The organism is Pseudomonas sp. Irchel 3F6, from assembly GCF_900187595.1.
GTDB classification, from domain to species: domain Bacteria; phylum Pseudomonadota; class Gammaproteobacteria; order Pseudomonadales; family Pseudomonadaceae; genus Aquipseudomonas; species Aquipseudomonas siliginis.
Window position 1 is genome coordinate 502,278 of the sequence record NZ_FYDP01000001.1, and the last position, 16,506, is coordinate 518,783.

Consider the following 16,506-nt stretch of genomic DNA (forward strand, 5'->3'; position numbering starts at 1 on the left):
GCTCGTCCTTGATCCGGTGTCTTCTGAATCTAGAACAATGGCGAGCGCACAATGTTCAGATTGTTGTTATTGGTATCGCCTGGATTTTTTCAAAGTGTAGCGAATCCGTTGGAATTTCCAGCAGCGCGGCCAGCGGCGAATCCCGAAAGGGCGAGACTTCCCGCACAAAAACCGGATAATGGCCGCCATTCGTTTAGCCGTATTCTGGTAATCCCGCATGGAAATCAAGGTCAACTTTCTCGACAACCTTCGACTTGAAGCCAAGTTCGACGACTTCACGGTGATCGCCGATCAGCCCATCCGCTACAAGGGCGACGGCTCGGCACCGGGGCCGTTCGACTACTTCCTGGCGTCGTCGGCCTTGTGCGCGGCTTACTTCGTCAAGCTGTACTGCGACACGCGCAACATCCCGACAGAGAACATTCGCCTGTCGCAGAACAACATCGTCGACCCGGAAAACCGCTACAACCAGATCTTCAAGATTCAGGTCGAATTGCCCGCCGACATCTCGGACAAGGATCGCCAGGGCATCCTCCGTTCCATCGACCGTTGCACCGTGAAGAAAGTGGTGCAGACCGGCCCCGAGTTCATCATCGAAGAAGTCGACAACCTCGACGCCGATGCCCAGGCCTTGTTGATGCCGCAGTCCGATTCCCAGGCAGGCACCTACATCGCCGGCAAGGACCTGCCGCTGGAACAGACCATTGCCAACATGTCGAAGATCCTCGCCGACCTCGGCATGAAGATCGAAATCGCCTCGTGGCGCAACATCGTGCCCAACGTCTGGTCGCTGCACATTCGCGATGCGCATTCGCCGATGTGCTTCACCAACGGCAAGGGCGCGACCAAGGAAGGCGCACTGGCGTCGGCGCTGGGCGAGTTCATCGAGCGCCTCAATTGCAACTTCTTCTATAACGACCAGTTCTGGGGCGAAGACATCGCCAACGCCGAATTCGTCCATTATCCGGACGAGAAGTGGTTCAAGCCGGGTTCGAAAGACGAATTGCCAAGCGAGATTCTCGACGACTACACCCTTGGCATTTACAACCGCGACGGCGAACTGCGCGGCTCGCACCTTTACGACACCAACTCCGGCAACACTCAGCGCGGTATCTGCTCGCTGCCGTTCGTGCGCCAGTCGGACGGTGAAGTGGTGTACTTCCCGTCGAACCTGATCGAAAACCTCTACCTGAGCAACGGCATGAGCGCCGGCAACACCTTGGCCGAAGCGCAGGTGCAGTGCCTGTCGGAAATTTTCGAGCGCGCGGTCAAACGCGAAATACTCGAAGGCGAAATGGCCCTGCCGGATGTACCGCAAGAGGTACTGGAAAAATACCCGAGCATCCTCGCCGGCATCAAAGGCCTTGAAGAGCAGGGCTTCCCGGTGCTGGTCAAGGACGCCTCGCTGGGCGGTGAATTCCCAGTGATGTGCGTGACCCTGATGAACCCGCGCACTGGCGGCGTCTTCGCCTCGTTCGGCGCGCACCCGAGCCTGGAAGTCGCGCTGGAACGCAGCCTGACTGAACTGCTTCAGGGCCGCAGCTTTGAAGGACTCAACGACTTGCCGCAGCCGACGTTCTCGGGGCAGGCAGTGACCGAACCGAACAACTTTGTCGAGCACTTCATCGATTCCAGCGGTGTGGTGTCGTGGCGCTTCTTCAGCGCCAAACCAGATTTCGAATTCGTCGAATGGGACTTCTCAGGCCAAGGCGAAAACTCCAACGCCGAAGAAGCCGCGACCCTGTTCGGCATCCTCGAAGACATGGGCAAGGAAGTCTACATGGCGGTCTACGAGCACATCGGCGCCAAAGCCTGCCGCATCCTCGTGCCGGACTACTCGGAGATCTACCCGATCGAAGACCTGATCTGGGACAACACCAACAAAGCCCTGCAATTCCGTGCCGACATCCTCAATCTGCACAACCTCAGCAAGGTTGGCCTGCGCAATCTGGTCCAAGGCCTGGAACGCAGCGAGCAGGATGACTACACCGATATCACCACGCTGATCGGCATTGAGTTCGATGACAACACGCCGTGGGGCAAGCTGACGATTCTGGAACTGCGCCTGCTGATCTACCTCGCACTGCAGAAGTTTGACGAGGCCAAGGATCTGGTTGAGGCGTTCCTGCAATACAACGACAACACCGTAGAGCGCGGCTTGTTCTATCAGGCAGTGAATGTGGTGCTGGAGATGGAGCTGGACGAGGATCTCGAGCTTGAGGATTACGAAGCCAATTTCCGCCGGATGTTTGGTGACGAGCGTATGGATGCGGCGATTGGGTCGGTGAATGGCAGTGTGCGTTTTTACGGTTTGACGCCAACGAGCATGAAGCTGGAAGGGCTGGATCGGCATTTGCGCTTGATCGAAAGCTATAAAAAGCTGCACGCGGCGCGGGCTGGTGTGGTGGCTTTGTCGCGTTGAAGAGCTGGCTCAGAACGTTTCGCTTTCGGCTTGAGTGTGGCTGCGTGGCTTGAACCGTAGCCCCTCACCCCAGCCCTCTCCCGAGGGAGAGGGAGCCGATTTTCAAGCTTTTTAGAATTTGTGTTCGACTCGGTTTCCCAGGTCGGCCTATTCCACCAGACACCTCGGTCAATCCCCTCTCCCTCTGGGAGAGGGGTAGGGTGAGGGTTTTTTCAAGATTTGAGTTCGGCTCGGTTTCCCAGGTCGGCCTATTCCACCAGACACCTCGGTCAATCCCCTCTCCCTCTGGGAGAGGGGTAGGGTGAGGGTTTTTTCAAGATTTGAGTTCGGCTCGATTTCCCAGGTCGGCGTATTTCCACCAAGCACCTCGGTCAGTTCCCTCTCCCTCTGGGAGAGGGCTAGGGTGGGGGTTTTTTCAAGATTTGAGTTCGGCTCGGTTTCCCAGGTCGGCGTATCTGCACCAAGCACCTCGGTCAGTTCCCTCTCCCTTTGGGAGAGGGCTAGGGTGAGGGGCTTTGGCTTTTGCGGCCATGCGCTGCATCCGCCAACTGCCCCGTATCCACCCGCACAAACACCGAATCACCCACCGCCGTGAGCACTTCCCCGGCATACACCTCGCAAATCACCCGGGTCTTGCGCCCGACTTCACCTTCGACTCGCGCGCGCAAGAGCAGCGGCACGCCCATCGGTGTGGGTTTGATGAATTTGATCCCGAGGTTGCCAGTCACGCAGTCGATGCGCGGCAGGCTGCCGGCTTCGCGGTTTTCCGCGCGGTAGTGCCAGGCCATGGCGGTCCAGTTCGAATGACAGTCGACAAGCATGGCAATCAGCCCGCCGTAAACCAGATCCGGCCAGCCGCAATATTGAGCTTCGGGCAGATGCTCGGCGATGACGTGTTTGCCGTCCTCATCCCAACGACTTTTCACGTGCAGGCCTTGCGGATTGCGGCCGCCGCAGCCGTAACAAACGCCGTCGGGGGCGGCGAGGTCTTGCAGCGGGGTGTCGTGGCTGGACATGGCGGGTTTCATCCTGGAGTGGCGAGGCCGGACAGGCGCAAGCGGTTGCGTCCGCCGCGTTTGGACTCGTAGAGCGCGGCGTCGCCAAGTTCGATCAGCGCCGCCAGACTGGCCGGCGGTTTGTCGAACAGGGTGGCGCCGATGCTCAAGGTCACCGCAGCGGACGTGGGATAGGTGTGCGACGCCAGGGCCAGAAACTGTTCGCGCAAGGCGTTGCCCAGTTCAAGGATAGCTTCGGCTGACGCGTTGTTGAGCAGCATCAAAAACTCATCGCCACCCAGCCGCGCCGTCAACGCATTGGCCGGAAGCTGGGCACGGATCATTTCGCTCAAGGCAATCAGCAAGCGGTCGCCGGCGATATGCCCGTACTGGTCGTTGACCAGTTTGAAGTTGTCGATATCGATCAACAGCAACGCACCCGGTCTTTGCGCGGATACGCCGGCCAGCAGGCGTGGCGTACGCTTTTCCAAGGCGCGGCGGTTGTAGAGGGCCGTGAGCGGATCGCGCTCGGCGAGGCGGGCGATCTGCTTTTCCCGGCGATAACGCTCGGTGCCGGTCATCGACAGGGCGATCAACATGATCGCCATCGCGCCTTCGACCAGCGAGATCTGAATGATCTCGCCGCGAAACGCCGCCAGATCGATCAGCGTGCCGGGGATCACCACGGTCAGGGCCTTGGCCACATAAAAGATGCCATGGCCGAGCAGCACATAACGCAATTGCACCGCGCCCACGCTCAACGACTTGCCGTGCGGGCGCAGCAGCGAACTGGCCTTGAGTGTCGGGATCGCCACCAGCATTGAGTTGGCCACCAGCATGGCCTTGGACCACAGCGGGCCGTCCGGCAACATCAACATGATCAGCCACGTCGCGAAAATCAGGTACCACGCTGGCGACAGTCGGGTCTGGGTGAAGCGCGCCACACCGAGCAGGAAAAAGAAGTGCGCGGTCACCAGCAGGCCGTTGGCGAACCAGATGCCCAGCAGCAGAAAACCGCTGCTGCGCAGCAGCGCGAGGGTGGAACCGATGGTGATGGTGGCGAAACCGGCGCTCCAGAACAGTAGCGAAGGCTCACGAATGCTGCGCCACTCGACCGCCAGATACAGCGCGGCAGCGGCTGCGAGGGCGATCGTGATGGTCAGCATCGTTGGCGGGTCGAGCGGCATTTCCGGGCAGGCCTGTCTGTATGGCAATAGGCCTGCGATTGTAAGCGTTTGGTCAGGTTTTTCGCAGGGGGCGTGTTGCCGGGCAGACCACTGGCGCTTCAGCGGTCACTCTTGCGGGCTTAGCCAGGTGTCTACCACGCGGCGATCGAGCTCTTCCCAATAAGCCATGCCCAGCACCCGCGTGGTATTGAGGCCGCGCAGATAACCGCGCAGTTGCTGGGCGGTATCGCGGATCAATTGCGCATCGCGGGTGTTTTTGTCCAGCAGGACGCTTTCGTACTGCACCAGGTATTCGGCTACGCGGTCGCGATATTCGGGCAGCACGGCGTCACGGATTAGATCAAACGTTCTCAAGGCGAGACCCTCATCATTTTTCTTGAATGTGCTCAGTGTGCATCAGTCTGCGCGACGCGCAACTATTGCTGGAAGTAATAGTGACCATCAAGAAACGCAAGTTCTGCTTTGCCGGCGATCGGCGGAAAATCGCCTCCATCGAAGACGCAGCTCAAGGAAATTGCGCGATGAACATTCTGACTCGACTGGCAATGATCGCCCTGCTGATGGGCGGGGTAGTTACCGCACCGGCTTACGCAGACGACTCCCGGTCGTGTCACCTGCAACCCATCGCCGCCAGCGCATCGGCCTTGCAGCACACGCAGACCGTGGGTGTGTTGTTGAGCGAAAACACCTTACAGAACCTGCAGTATCTGGAGCGTTACCACGACATGGCGCTCAACGGTGCGAAAGACGCACTGGATTCGCGAATCCGCGACGCCTTTGTCGGCAGTTCCGACCCGGAACTGGCCCTCGACTGGCTGATGAGTTCGCTGCAGCAACAGTTCGTCTCGGTGACCGTTTACGACAATCTGGATGAGCTGCTTCAGACCCATCCGGATGTGGTGGTCAAGCTCGATACCTTCAATCGCTTGCTGACCCAGCGCAACAGTCTGGTCGAGGCGCGCTTCTCTGCACGGTTCTACGACGCCGACCTGCAATACATCGGCAAGGCCGAGGGGGCAATCGAGCAGGAGCTGCCTTCGGTCTGGGTGCATGACCGGGCGGCGCCGCAGATCGCGGCACAGATCAATCAGCAGCGTGATCTGCAACTCAATGCGCTGAAGCAATTCGATGTGTCGCTCAAGGCCCTGGTGGCGTCGAGCTGATTCTCCAAAAAGTTGAATGGCAGCGGCGATCCCGTGAAGTCGAACCGTTGCCGGTTGAACCGAACCTTTATTTTCAGGATTACCCCGATGCGTCCTTTATTCGTGCCAGCCATGGCTTTTGTTTCCCTGTTGCTCGGCGGTTGTGCTTCGGCGCCGAACGATCCGACTCTGACGTTGCAGACCAGCAAGACGCCGGCGCAGTACGCCGATTGCGTGGTGCCGAAGTTGCAGGGCAGTGCGTTGAATCCGACGGTTTCGCAGAGTCAGCGCAGTTATCGGATTGTGGTGCCGAGCAAGGTGTCGGCGGATAACGTGCTGGAGGCGTACAAGGCGGGGAAGGGCGGCAAGGTGTTCATTTATGAGCGGCATTTGCTGGCGTCGAATTTGTTGCCTTCGAGTTTTGAGCGGGCGGCTCAGGAGTGCATTTGATCTGAGCGCTTGACGGGTTTTGACAGAGCTCCTTTGGTTGGCCGCAACCAACCAATTTTTTCGCCCCACACTGGTTTTCGGTTGTGGGGCTTTTTTTTGGACTTGGCGGCCTTTGGGCCGACCATGCTCTTCGGGTTTTGGGTGTATATCCGTTTCTGCGGGTGTGGCCGATTACGGTTCCGCTCTTACAGCGGGTCACTTTTTCAAACGCCGGAATGCCGGCCCAGCAAAAAGTAACCAAAAGGCTGCGCCCTGACGTTCGGCCCGCTCGCTTAGGCTCGGGGTTCCTTCGCTGCGGGACTGATCCTGGCGCAGCGGCTACGGTTTGCTTCGCTGCACCTCCTTCCGCTGTGTACGACTGCGTCGTACGGTCGCTGCGCTCCCACGCCCGGATCAATCCCTCCACTCAGCCTGCCGACGGGCTCCAGATCAAGAGCCACTCGAGCTTGCGCTCATTGTATTGAGTGGTGAAAAGCAGGAGGCGGATTGCTTTTGCTTTTTGCTTTTCTGTGGGAGCGAGCTTGCTCGCGAAGGCGGCCTGACAGCCGACCGTTTTCTCACTGAATGCATCCGATCAAAACTGTAGGAGTGAGCCTGCTCGCGATGGCTGTGTATCAGGCAACACGATGATGATTGGGGAGTGTTCTTTTGTCTTGCGATCCGGTTTCTCCAGGGACGGCCCTCACCCTAACCCTCTCCCAGAGGGAGAGGGGACTTGGTCGAGGTGTTTGTTGAAGATGCGCCGACCTGAGACTCTGCGTCGAGCTCGTTCTTGAATTCAACGAAGATCGGCTCCCTTCCCCCTCGCCCCCCGGGGTTGTATGTACCGGGGACTTGGTCGAGGTGTTTGTTGAAGATGCGCCGACCTGAGACTCTGCGTCGAGCTCGTTCTTGAATTCAACGAAGATCGGCTCTCTTCCCCCTCGCCCCCCGGGGTTGTATGTACCGGGGACTTGGTCGAGGTGTTTGTCGAAGATGCGCCGACCTGAGACTCTGCGTCGAGCTCGTTCTTGAATTCAACGAAGATCGGCTCCCTTCCCCCTCGCCCCCCGGGGTTGTATGTACCGGGGACTTGGTCGAGGTGTTTGTCGAAGATGCGCCGACCTGAGACTCTGCGTCGAGCTCGTTCTTGAATTCAACGAAGATCGGCTCCCTTTCCCCCTCGCCCCCTGGGGGGAGAGGGCTGGGGTGAGGGGGCTGGGTTTCACTGACTCAACGCAATCTGCAGCCTATCCCAAACAACCATTCACCCTGTCACACACCCAACCGGCACTTTCCCCGCAAACGTATCTACCAGACTCGCCACAACCATTTCCCCCATCCGCGTGCGTGTCTGAAGCGTGGCGCTGGCCCGATGCGGTTGCAGCACCACCTGTTCATTACCAAACAACGCTTCCGGCACATTCGGTTCATCGACAAACACATCCAGCCCAGCCCCGGCAATCTCGCCAGCCGCAAGCGCGGCAACCAGAGCCTTCTCATTCACCAGTTTGCCCCGGGCGACGTTGATCAGATAACCGTCCTTGCCCAGCGCTTGCAGCACTTGCGCGTCGATGATCGCTTCGCCCTTGTCCGCCGCTGCGGCGAGGATCAGGGCGTCGCTGTCGCGGGCCAGTTGTTTGAGGTCGGCGACGAAGGTGTGGGGGACGTCGCTCATTGGTTGCAGGTCGGTGTAGCTGATCGGGCAGCCGAAGGCGGCGGCGCGGGTGGCGATGGCGCGGCCGACGCGGCCCATGCCGACGATGCCGATGCGCATGCCGGAGACTTGTCGGGCCAGGGGCAGTGGGGCGAGTGGGGTTGGGCTTTGCGGCCATTGGCCGGAGCGGACGTAGCGGTCGCTGGTGCACAGGCCGCGACAGACCGAGATGAGCAGGCCGATGGCGAGGTCGGCGACGTCTTCGGTGAGGGCGCCGATGGTGGCGGTGACGCGGATGCCGCGGTCGCGGGCGTAGGCCAGATCGACGGCGTCGGTGCCGACGCCGTTGACCGCGACGACTTCCAGGTTCGGCAGTTGCGCCATCAGCGCCTGGCTGATGCCGGTGTGGCCGCCGGTGATGACGCCGCGAATGTTGGCGCCGTGTTCCTTTATGTAGGCGGGTTTGTCCGCTTGCTGGAAGTAGCGGCGTACGGTGAACAGTTCGTCCAGACGCGCGTTGATTGCCGGGATCAGGATCGGGCTCAGTTGCAGGATTTCTGGCTTCATGGCTACCTCGTTACGCAATAAAAAGGCCGGCTCAACCGCGGCCGGCAAACGGCATGGCGCTGGCCATGACGGTCATGTTCAGGACGTTGGCCGACAGCGGCAGGCCGGCGATGTAGCGCACTGCATCGGCGACGTGTTTGACGTCGACCATCGGCTCGACGGCGATGCTGCCGTTGGCCTGGCGTACGCCTTTGGTCATGCGCACCGACATTTCGGTCAGGGCATTGCCGATGTCGATCTGGCTGCAGGCGATGTTGAATTCACGGCCATCCAGCGCCAGGGATTTGGTCAGGCCGAGCACGGCGTGTTTGCTCGCGGTGTAGGCGCTGCTGAACGGGCGCGGCGTGTGTGCGGAAATCGAGCCGTTGTTGATGATCCGCCCGCCCTGCGGCTGTTGTTTGCGCATCAGCCCAAACGCGCCGCGAGCGCACAGAAAGACTCCGTTGAGGTTGGTGTCGATCACGTTGCGCCACTGCTCGAAGGTCAGCTCGTCCAGCGGCACGGCGGGGGCGTTGACGCCGGCGTTGTTGAAGACCACATCGAGGCGCCCGTAGACCTCGGCAATGGTCGCGAACAGCACGTCGACACTGGCCGGATCACGCACGTCGGTGGGTACCGCCAGCGCTGGGTGACCCTGGCTCTGCGCCAGTTCGACCAGCGCTTGCAAGGGCTCGGGCCGGCGTCCGGCGAGCACAAGGGTAAAGCCGTCGGCCATCAGGCCGAGTGCCACGGCGCGGCCGATGCCACTGCCGGCGCCGGTGACCAGCGCAACTTTCAAAGAGGTCGTCATATTGTTGTTCTCCTTTTTCTCAATCCGCTGGAATCAGGGCCGTGGGCCGACGCGCATTTCCAGGTGGCCGATGCCGTCTATGCCAGCGCTGATCACGTCGCCCGGTTGCAGGCTGTCAACGCCGGCGGGGCTGCCAGTCATGATCAGGTCGCCGGCGCGCAGGGCCACGGATTGCGAGATGCGCGCGATTACTTCACTGACCGACCAGATCTGGCTGTCGAGGTTGTCGCGCTGGCGTTCTTCGCCGTTGACGTTAAGCCACAACTCGCCCTCGGGATGGCCGCAGCGGCTCACCGGGACAACGGCAGTCATCGGCGCGGCGCCGTCGAACACCTTGGCGCCTTCCCACGGCAAACCGTTGCTCTTGGCTGCGCGTTGTACATCGCGGCGGGTCAGGTCGAGGCCGGCGGCGTAGCCCCACACGTAGGCGAGCGCTTGATCCTCGGGGATATGGGCGCCGCCTTCACCGATGGCAACGACCAGTTCGATTTCGTGAACGAAGTCCTCGCACACTGAGGGGAAGGCGACGTCGCCGACGGCATCGACCACGCAGCTTGCCGGTTTCATGAAAAACACCGGCGGCTGGCGCGACTGGCCTTGAGAGTCCGGCCATGGGTAGTTGCGGCCGACACAGAACACCCGGCCGACGGGGAAGCGCTGCTCGGTGCCGAGGACCGGCAAGGTCACGGGCAGATCCGGGGTAAAGACGTATTCGGTCATGTTCATCCTGCGGGTCATCCTGTTTGAAAGGGCAGCGTACGGCGGCTGGCGTCGGCGAAGTTGGACGAAAGCCGCCTGCGTTTGGACAAATCCGGGCTTTTCGCCTCAGCGCACCTTCAGCTCGATGCGGTACAGACGTCCGAGCAACAACGAATAGGAGAGCGTGCCGATCAGCGCGACGCCGCCAATAAACCAGAAGGCATAGGCGAAGGTGCCGGTGGCGTGGACGATGGCGCCGATCACGATCGGCGTGACGATGCCGCCGATGTTCGCCGCCAGGCTGGTAATGCCGCCGGTGAGGCCGATCAGCTCTTTTGGCGCCACTTCCGATACCGCCGCCCACGATGAGGACGCGATGCCTTGGGCGAAGAACGCGATGGTCAACACGGCGATGCAGATCAGGTTGGAGTCGGTGAAATTCACCAGCACGATCGACATGCCCAGCATCGAACCGACCACCAGCGGCAACTTGCGCGCAAACGACATCGAGTAGCCGCGACGGATCAGCAAGTCGGAAACGATGCCGGCCAGCAGAATCCCCACCGTCGCACCGACGAAGGGCAGCACGGCGAAGATCCCGGCCTTGATCATGGTCAGTTTGCGTTCTTCGATCAGGTAGGTCGGGAACCAGGTGAGGAAGAAGTACAGCGCCGAGGTGCTGGCGAATTTGCCGATGCAGATCGCCCAGATCTGCCGATAACTGAACAGCTCGGCAATCTGCCGCCAGTTGAAACGGGTGCGCTCCTGGCTGCTCTTGACCAGACCGCCGCCGGTTTCGATGTACTTCAATTCTTCCTGGCTGACTTTTTTGCAGTTCAGCGGATCGCGATACAGGTACAGCCACAGCACACCGAAGACGATGCCGAGTGCGCCGGTGCTGTAAAACACGTGGCGCCAGTCAAAAGTGGTCGCCAGCCATAACAGGGCGCCGGTGAACAGCGCCGTGCCGAGGTACTGGCCGCACACGTAAATGCTACTGGCCATCCCGCGTTCCCGCGCCGGGAACCACACCGTCACGGCGCGGCTGTTGGCCGGAAAGGCCGGGGCTTCCATGGCGCCGACCGCCAGGCGCAGGCCGAACAGCGAGGCAAACCCCGTGGCGAAACCCTGGCAAACGGTGACGGTCGACCAGCTGATCAGCGATACGCCGTAGGTGAAGCGCGAGCCAAACCGATCAGCGATGAAGCCGGCCGGCACCAGTGCCAGCGCATAGGTCCAGGCGAAGGCGGAAAAGATCAGGCCCATTTCGATCTTGTCCAGGCCCAGGTCCTTGGCCATGAACGGCGCGGCAATCGAAATGTTCACCCGGTCGATGTAATTGATGATCGTCGCAATCAGCAGCAACGACAGCATGAACCAGCGCCGCCGGGTCGGCAGACGCTGCGCCGAAACGGCATCGCGTGCGCCGGCTATCACCGGCGGCACCGTGGCACTGGAAGAATGGGAGTTGGACATGCGGAGACCTCGTTATTGTTAGAAGAGTCGAGATTTTTCGAGCAGCCGATGCCGTTGCCCGCAAGGTGTGGGGCAAGGCAATCGAACGGGTTGCAGCGCGGCTTTCAGACGTTCAGGAACGTCTTTCTGCGACTGATTTCAAGGGGAGGTCGGGCGGGGCGGCGAGGGGAAATAGCAGGATCATGACGTGCGCACCTTTGATTGTTTTTGAAAGAGGTTGGGCTGCGTTGGTCATTACAGTGGTCGTACAACGGTTCTAAATCAACCGATGGGTTAGAACGTTTTTTCTTGAAAAAAGTGGATTTGGCGAACGTGTCCAAAAAGATAAATACGATTTGTCTTGAGAATAAAGATCAGGTTTAAAGCATAACTAACTGAAAAATAACGACTATCTCTACTTTTACGATAATGCGGTTTTTGGACAGGCTCATCGCGAGGCTTCTTTCAAAAAAGACAATGTCATCGTATGACTCGTTGCCGCCCACCGCACAACCCTGCAAGATGACGGGCGCCACCTCACTGCCCGGAGGACCTCCCGCCCATGTCTTCACCCAGCCGTATCCCGACCTACGTCATGCAGCAACGCAGCGAATTGACCGATTTCTACATTCGCGACAAAAAGGGTCGGCGCGCCGAAACCGCGCCTCACCGGCATGAGTATTTTCAAATCCAGATCAACCTCGGTGGCGACACCGTGCAGCACATCGGCAGCGTGCAGCGGCCGTTCCCGCGCAACACTCTGGCGTTCATCCTGCCGCACCGCGTGCATGTGATTCCGCATCCCGAGGACAGCAATTTCATCGTCATCAATTTTTCCCAGACGTTCCTCTTGCCGCATCTACAGTGCGACCCGATGGATCTGGAAGAGGTGTCAATCCTGCTCGCGCCTGAACTGTCGCCGTTCCGCTTTCAGGAGCATCTGGATTTCATTTTGGGCGATGAGGATTTCGCTCAGGTCTGCGGCCTGATCGAGCAGATGCGCAGCCTTGATGAGAACCGTCAGTTCGGCACGCGGGAAATGCTCAAGGGCTTGTTGCTGCAGATGATTGGCAGCGTATGTTTTCTTTACGCCGAGCCGCTCAAGCGCTTGGCGGAAGAGAATGCCGCCGAGAACAGCCGTCGCGACGCCTTGAGCCGAATGTTCGAGTACTTGCGGAAGAACATCGCCGATCCTGATCTCAACCTGATCAAAGTCGCCGCTGCGACCTATCTGTCACCGACTTACCTGACGCACTGGCTGCGCAAGGAGATCGGCAAGACGTTCACCGAGCTGGTGCTGGAGCGGCGCATGCACGCGGCGCGCAATTTCCTGCTCAACAGCACGCGCTCGGTGGGCGAGGTCGCGCGGCTGTGTGGATTTGCTGATGAGGCCTATTTCTCTCGACGTTTTCGCCAGATTCATGGCCAGCCACCGGGGCAGTTTCGTCGCCGCCAGCTCAACCCGGACACGCCGCAGACGCCACTGAATATTTAGAGCAGCGCTCAGACCCACTTGAAGCGGGCAGGGAAGCGCGCCACGAAACAGGTGCCTGCCTCGCTGTCGGACGTCACGGTCAAGGTGCCGTTGTGCGCATTGGCAATTTGCCCGGCAATGTACAAGCCCAGCCCCAGCCCTTCATTGCGCTGACCGGCTTCGGAACGTGAGAACGGTTCAAACAGCAGCGGCATCAGCGCGGGTGGAATCGGCGCGCCCTGGTTGGTCAGCGAAATCACCATCTCGTCGCCCTCGGCAAACGCCTTGAGCACGATCGGTTCGGCCGTAGAACCGTGGGTCACCGCGTTGCCCAGCAGATTCGACAACAACTGACTGATCCGCAGCGGGTCGCAATAGACCCCGGTCGGTACCTCAAGCGAATCAATAAACGTCGCCTGCGGGTACGCCACCTGGATTTCTTCAAGGGTCTGGCGCAGCGTTTGCTGCAAGTCATCGACCAGTTTGCGCTGCACCGGGATGCCACTGCCGAGCCGACCCCGGGCGAAGTCGAGGATGTTTTCGATCAGCACGCCCATGCGCACCGAACTGGTACGGATCGCCGATAGCAGCGTGCGCGAGCGCTTGTCTTCGGCTTTGCTTTGCAGCAGATCGGCGCTCATGCGAATGGCACTGAGTGGCGTGCGCAAGTCATGGCCCAGTACGGCGATGAACTGCTCGCGCAGGCGGCCCAATTCGTTGGCATCGGCCAGCGCGGTTTTGGTCGCGTGCAAATGGCCCTGGGTATCCAGGCTCATCGCAATCAGCTGGGCGAAGAGGGTGAGGGTCTTTTCGATGGCCGGGTCGTCGAGGTTCGCCGGAACCGAATCAATGGCGCAGAGTGTGCCGAAAAACTCGCCATCGGCCTTGATGATGGGAATGGAAATGTAGCTTTCCAGACCGTAGGTTTTCGGCGTGTGGTGCGTGGAGAACAGCGGGTGCTGGCTGGCATGGCCGAAGATCACCGGCTGATGGTGCTGACGGATTTCATGGCAAATCGTCGATTCCAGCACCAGCTCGCCGCCAGGCAACAGGCCGAAGTCAATCGAATCATCCACGGCGCAGGCGATCCACTTGCTCTCGGTAACCCGCGCTACGGCGGCGAAGCGCATGCCGGTCATGTGCTTGACCATGCTCAGGATCACCGGCACGGCGTCAATGCTGCCGATGGCTTCGAGGTCGGAGGAGAAATCTGTCTGGGGCATGGCCGGCGCTTCGCGAAAGTGTCGCCAGAGACTATCGGTAAACGCCGGACATGCCTAATGAACCTGCAAAAAAGGGCGCCGGGAAAACTCCCGGCGCTCTGTGTGGTGCTTGCTGAGCGCTATCGCCTCAGAACTTGTACTTGGCCGTCATCATGTAGCTGCGCGGGGTGCCGTAGTTATCGGTCGAGCCCCAGGTCACGTCGGTGCCGATGGAGGAATAGTACTTGCGGTCAAAGATGTTGTTGGCGTTGACCTGCAGGTCGAGGTGCTTGTTGACCTCGTAACCGGCCATCAGGTCGGTGACCGCGTAGCCGCCCTGTTCGAGACGATAGCTGCCGCCGTTGGCCAGAGCGATGTCGTTGTACATGCGGCTCTGCCAGTAGACGTTGCCGCCCACGCGCAGTTTTTCCAGCGGGCCTTTGAAGCGGTACACGGTGGAGACCTTGAACAGGTGCTCCGGCATGTCAGTGTCGAATTTCTGGTTATTGTTGGCCGGGTTTTCGTCCTTGATGTAGTGGGCGCGGGTGTAGGTGTAGCCGGCGCCGACTTGCCATTGCTCGGTCAGCGCACCTTGCAGTTCCATGTCCACGCCTTGGGCGCGAACTTTGCCGGAGGTTTCGTAGCAGGTCAGTTCCGGGCAGCCGAGCTGGGTCGCCGCCTGGGTGGCGCGGTTGGTCTGGTCCATCTGGAACACCGCCACGCTGCCGTTCAGCGCGCCGTTGAAATATTCGCCCTTGATTCCGACTTCGTAGTTTTCACCGACGATCGGCTCGAGCACTTTGCCGCCGAGGTCCTTCTGGGTTTGCGGGGTGAAGATATCGGTGTAGCTGGCGTAGACCGAATGATGGTCATCGAGTTTGTAGATCAGGCCGGCGTAACGGGTCAGGTTGCGCGTGACCTTGAAGTCGCCGTCGGCACTGCGATCGTCGTAGTCATACCAGTCCAGGCGGCTGCCGAGGATCAACGTCAGCGGGTCGGCCAGGCTCAAGCGCGTGGTCAGGTAAACCGCGTCCTGGGTGGTGACGTTACGCGACTTGCCACTGCGCACGAAGTCAGGCTTGGGCGCGGCGATCGGCAGACCTGTGTCGTAGGGCGAGTATTCCTTGGTGGTGGCGTCGTACACGCGGTTGCTGGCGCCGACTACCAATTCGTGGGTACGGCCGAACGCTTCGAACGGGCCGCTGGCGAAACCATCAAAGGCGCGTTGCTTGTCGGTGTGGTGCGATTGGTAGGCGGTGGTTTCCAGCGGGCCGTCGTAGCGCGACAGGTACGTGCCGGAGAATTCACCCTCGAGGGTCGACGTCGAGCCGCCGAGGTGCAGTTTCCAGTCATTGGCGAAACGGTGTTCGACTTCACCGAACACGGTGTCGACCTGCAGCTTGCGGTTTTCCCAATCGGTGCCCGGGTAGGTGGAGCGGGGCAGGTCGAGGTGGTGGCCGTTTTCGCCGATCGGCAGGCCGCCCCAGAAATAGTTGGTCTGATCGTTTTGCCGCGAGAAGCCGAGGGTCGCGGTGGTGCTGTCACTCAGGTCGGCTTCACCGATGGCGTAGAACAGGCCGTGATCGTTTTCCTCCTTGTCGCGGAAGCTGTCGGCGCCCTGATACGACGTCACCACCCGGCCACGCAGGGTGCCGCTGTCGTTCAGCGGGCTGGAGGCATCGACTTCACCACGGTAGTCATCCCAGCTGCCGGCGGCGCCAGTGAGGGTCACGCGCTGATCGGCGGTTGGACGCTTGCGGACCATGTTGATCGCCGCCGACGGGTTGCCGGCACCGGTGACCAGGCCGGTCGCGCCACGAACGATTTCCACCCGGTCGAACATCGCCAGGTTCGGCTGCACCGCCAGGGTGAACGGCGAATACGAGCTGGGCAGGCCGTCGTACATGATGTTGTCGATGTCGAAACCGCGCGCCTTGTAAGTCTGCCGGCCCGGGCCGCTGGCCTCGCTGAGGAACAGCCCCGGCGTACCGCGCACCACGTCGTTGACGCTGGTCATGTTCTGGTCGTCCATGCGCTGACGAGTGATTACCGTCACCGCCTGCGGCGTTTCGCGCATGGTCAGCGACAGCTTGGTCGCGGTCTGCATCGGGCCGGTGGTGTAGGACTGCGTGTCTTCGGTGGTGCTGCTCATCTGCGTAGCGCCGATTTCGGTCGCTTGCAGTTCCAGCGGGCCATTGGCTGGCGCAGTGGCTGCGGTTTCTTCAGCCAACGCAGGAGCGATGCTGGCCATGCCGATGGCGAGTGCGAGTGCGAGGAGGTTAGGTGAAAGGTTCGAGCGGCGGTGAATGGTGTGAAACGACATCTATCTGCTTCCCCAAGATTTACCCAAACGAAACTAATGCGAGTGAATGTAAGAATTATTCGCATTAGTATGTCGGAAGTTTCCGGGGGAATAAACCCGTACGAGTCAGTTAGTTAATGATTTTTTCACAATTGGATTTGATGGCCTTCGGACGCAAATGTGGG

The 16,506-nt window shown here is 60.2% G+C and carries 13 protein-coding genes; 4 read left to right on the forward strand and 9 right to left on the reverse strand.

Annotation, left to right across the window (positions count from 1 at the left end; translation table 11 throughout):
* The first annotated feature begins 217 nt into the window (after positions 1-217).
* On the forward strand, positions 218-2,422 hold the full coding sequence (locus tag CKW30_RS02235) for an OsmC domain/YcaO domain-containing protein (RefSeq protein ID WP_095179702.1): 2,205 nt from the start codon (positions 218-220) through the stop codon (positions 2,420-2,422).
* A 500-nt stretch (positions 2,423-2,922) separates the two neighbouring features.
* On the opposite strand, the gene CKW30_RS02240 is transcribed toward CKW30_RS02235, so the two are convergent.
* The 3 genes from CKW30_RS02240 to CKW30_RS02250 form a co-directional block, all read right to left on the reverse strand.
* The gene (locus tag CKW30_RS02240) at positions 2,923-3,438 is read right to left on the reverse strand and encodes a PaaI family thioesterase (RefSeq protein ID WP_095179703.1); all 516 of its coding nucleotides are present in this window, start codon (positions 3,436-3,438) and stop codon (positions 2,923-2,925) included.
* Positions 3,439-3,446: 8 nt separating this feature from the next.
* On the reverse strand, positions 3,447-4,604 hold the full coding sequence (locus CKW30_RS02245; protein WP_095179704.1) for a GGDEF domain-containing protein: 1,158 nt from the start codon (positions 4,602-4,604) through the stop codon (positions 3,447-3,449).
* A gap of 105 nt (positions 4,605-4,709) precedes the next feature.
* Positions 4,710-4,958, reverse strand: coding sequence for a hypothetical protein (locus CKW30_RS02250; protein ID WP_056785124.1), 249 nt, complete (start codon positions 4,956-4,958; stop codon positions 4,710-4,712).
* A 167-nt stretch (positions 4,959-5,125) separates the two neighbouring features.
* Between CKW30_RS02250 and CKW30_RS02255 the strand changes: the two genes are divergently transcribed.
* On the forward strand, positions 5,126-5,767 hold the full coding sequence (locus CKW30_RS02255) for a class II glutamine amidotransferase (protein WP_095180289.1): 642 nt from the start codon (positions 5,126-5,128) through the stop codon (positions 5,765-5,767).
* Positions 5,768-5,854: 87 nt separating this feature from the next.
* Positions 5,855-6,196: a hypothetical protein gene (locus CKW30_RS02260; RefSeq protein WP_041480431.1), complete on the forward strand. Its 342-nt coding sequence runs from the start codon at positions 5,855-5,857 to the stop codon at positions 6,194-6,196.
* Positions 6,197-7,442: 1,246 nt separating this feature from the next.
* Here the strand turns inward: CKW30_RS02260 and CKW30_RS02265 are convergent.
* The 4 genes from CKW30_RS02265 to CKW30_RS02280 form a co-directional block, all read right to left on the reverse strand.
* A complete protein-coding gene (locus CKW30_RS02265; protein ID WP_056785128.1) occupies positions 7,443-8,399 on the reverse strand; it encodes a 2-hydroxyacid dehydrogenase in 957 nt (318 codons plus the stop codon).
* A gap of 31 nt (positions 8,400-8,430) precedes the next feature.
* Positions 8,431-9,189 carry an SDR family oxidoreductase gene (locus tag CKW30_RS02270; protein ID WP_095179705.1) on the reverse strand — a complete coding sequence of 253 codons (759 nt, stop codon included), beginning with the start codon at positions 9,187-9,189 and terminating at the stop codon, positions 8,431-8,433.
* A gap of 33 nt (positions 9,190-9,222) precedes the next feature.
* Positions 9,223-9,915: a fumarylacetoacetate hydrolase family protein gene (locus tag CKW30_RS02275; RefSeq protein ID WP_095179706.1), complete on the reverse strand. Its 693-nt coding sequence runs from the start codon at positions 9,913-9,915 to the stop codon at positions 9,223-9,225.
* A gap of 99 nt (positions 9,916-10,014) precedes the next feature.
* Positions 10,015-11,364: an MFS transporter gene (locus CKW30_RS02280; RefSeq protein ID WP_056785134.1), complete on the reverse strand. Its 1,350-nt coding sequence runs from the start codon at positions 11,362-11,364 to the stop codon at positions 10,015-10,017.
* A 541-nt stretch (positions 11,365-11,905) separates the two neighbouring features.
* Here CKW30_RS02280 and CKW30_RS02285 point away from each other — a divergent pair.
* Positions 11,906-12,838, forward strand: a complete 933-nt coding sequence (locus tag CKW30_RS02285) for an AraC family transcriptional regulator (RefSeq protein ID WP_095179707.1) — start codon at positions 11,906-11,908, stop codon at positions 12,836-12,838.
* 8 nt (positions 12,839-12,846) lie between these two features.
* Here the strand turns inward: CKW30_RS02285 and CKW30_RS02290 are convergent, their stop codons facing one another.
* Positions 12,847-14,040, reverse strand: a complete 1,194-nt coding sequence (locus CKW30_RS02290) for a GAF domain-containing sensor histidine kinase (protein WP_095179708.1) — start codon at positions 14,038-14,040, stop codon at positions 12,847-12,849.
* 127 nt (positions 14,041-14,167) lie between these two features.
* Positions 14,168-16,342 (reverse strand): TonB-dependent siderophore receptor, encoded by a 2,175-nt coding sequence (locus tag CKW30_RS02295; RefSeq protein WP_095179709.1) that lies wholly within the window; start codon positions 16,340-16,342, stop codon positions 14,168-14,170.
* Between the last annotated feature and the right edge of the window lie 164 nt (positions 16,343-16,506).

Excerpts from the sequence above, each read along its gene's own strand:
- CKW30_RS02235 (WP_095179702.1), top strand. The coding sequence starts at position 218 with ATGGAAATCAAGGTCAACTTTCTCGACAACCTTCGACTTGAAGCCAAG.
- CKW30_RS02240 (WP_095179703.1), bottom strand. The coding sequence starts at position 3,438 with ATGTCCAGCCACGACACCCCGCTGCAAGACCTCGCCGCCCCCGACGGC.
- CKW30_RS02245 (WP_095179704.1), bottom strand. The coding sequence starts at position 4,604 with ATGCCGCTCGACCCGCCAACGATGCTGACCATCACGATCGCCCTCGCA.
- CKW30_RS02255 (WP_095180289.1), top strand. The coding sequence starts at position 5,126 with ATGAACATTCTGACTCGACTGGCAATGATCGCCCTGCTGATGGGCGGG.
- CKW30_RS02260 (WP_041480431.1), top strand. The coding sequence starts at position 5,855 with ATGCGTCCTTTATTCGTGCCAGCCATGGCTTTTGTTTCCCTGTTGCTC.
- CKW30_RS02265 (WP_056785128.1), bottom strand. The coding sequence starts at position 8,399 with ATGAAGCCAGAAATCCTGCAACTGAGCCCGATCCTGATCCCGGCAATC.
- CKW30_RS02270 (WP_095179705.1), bottom strand. The coding sequence starts at position 9,189 with ATGACGACCTCTTTGAAAGTTGCGCTGGTCACCGGCGCCGGCAGTGGC.
- CKW30_RS02275 (WP_095179706.1), bottom strand. The coding sequence starts at position 9,915 with ATGAACATGACCGAATACGTCTTTACCCCGGATCTGCCCGTGACCTTG.
- CKW30_RS02280 (WP_056785134.1), bottom strand. The coding sequence starts at position 11,364 with ATGTCCAACTCCCATTCTTCCAGTGCCACGGTGCCGCCGGTGATAGCC.
- CKW30_RS02285 (WP_095179707.1), top strand. The coding sequence starts at position 11,906 with ATGTCTTCACCCAGCCGTATCCCGACCTACGTCATGCAGCAACGCAGC.
- CKW30_RS02290 (WP_095179708.1), bottom strand. The coding sequence starts at position 14,040 with ATGCCCCAGACAGATTTCTCCTCCGACCTCGAAGCCATCGGCAGCATT.
- CKW30_RS02295 (WP_095179709.1), bottom strand. The coding sequence starts at position 16,342 with ATGTCGTTTCACACCATTCACCGCCGCTCGAACCTTTCACCTAACCTC.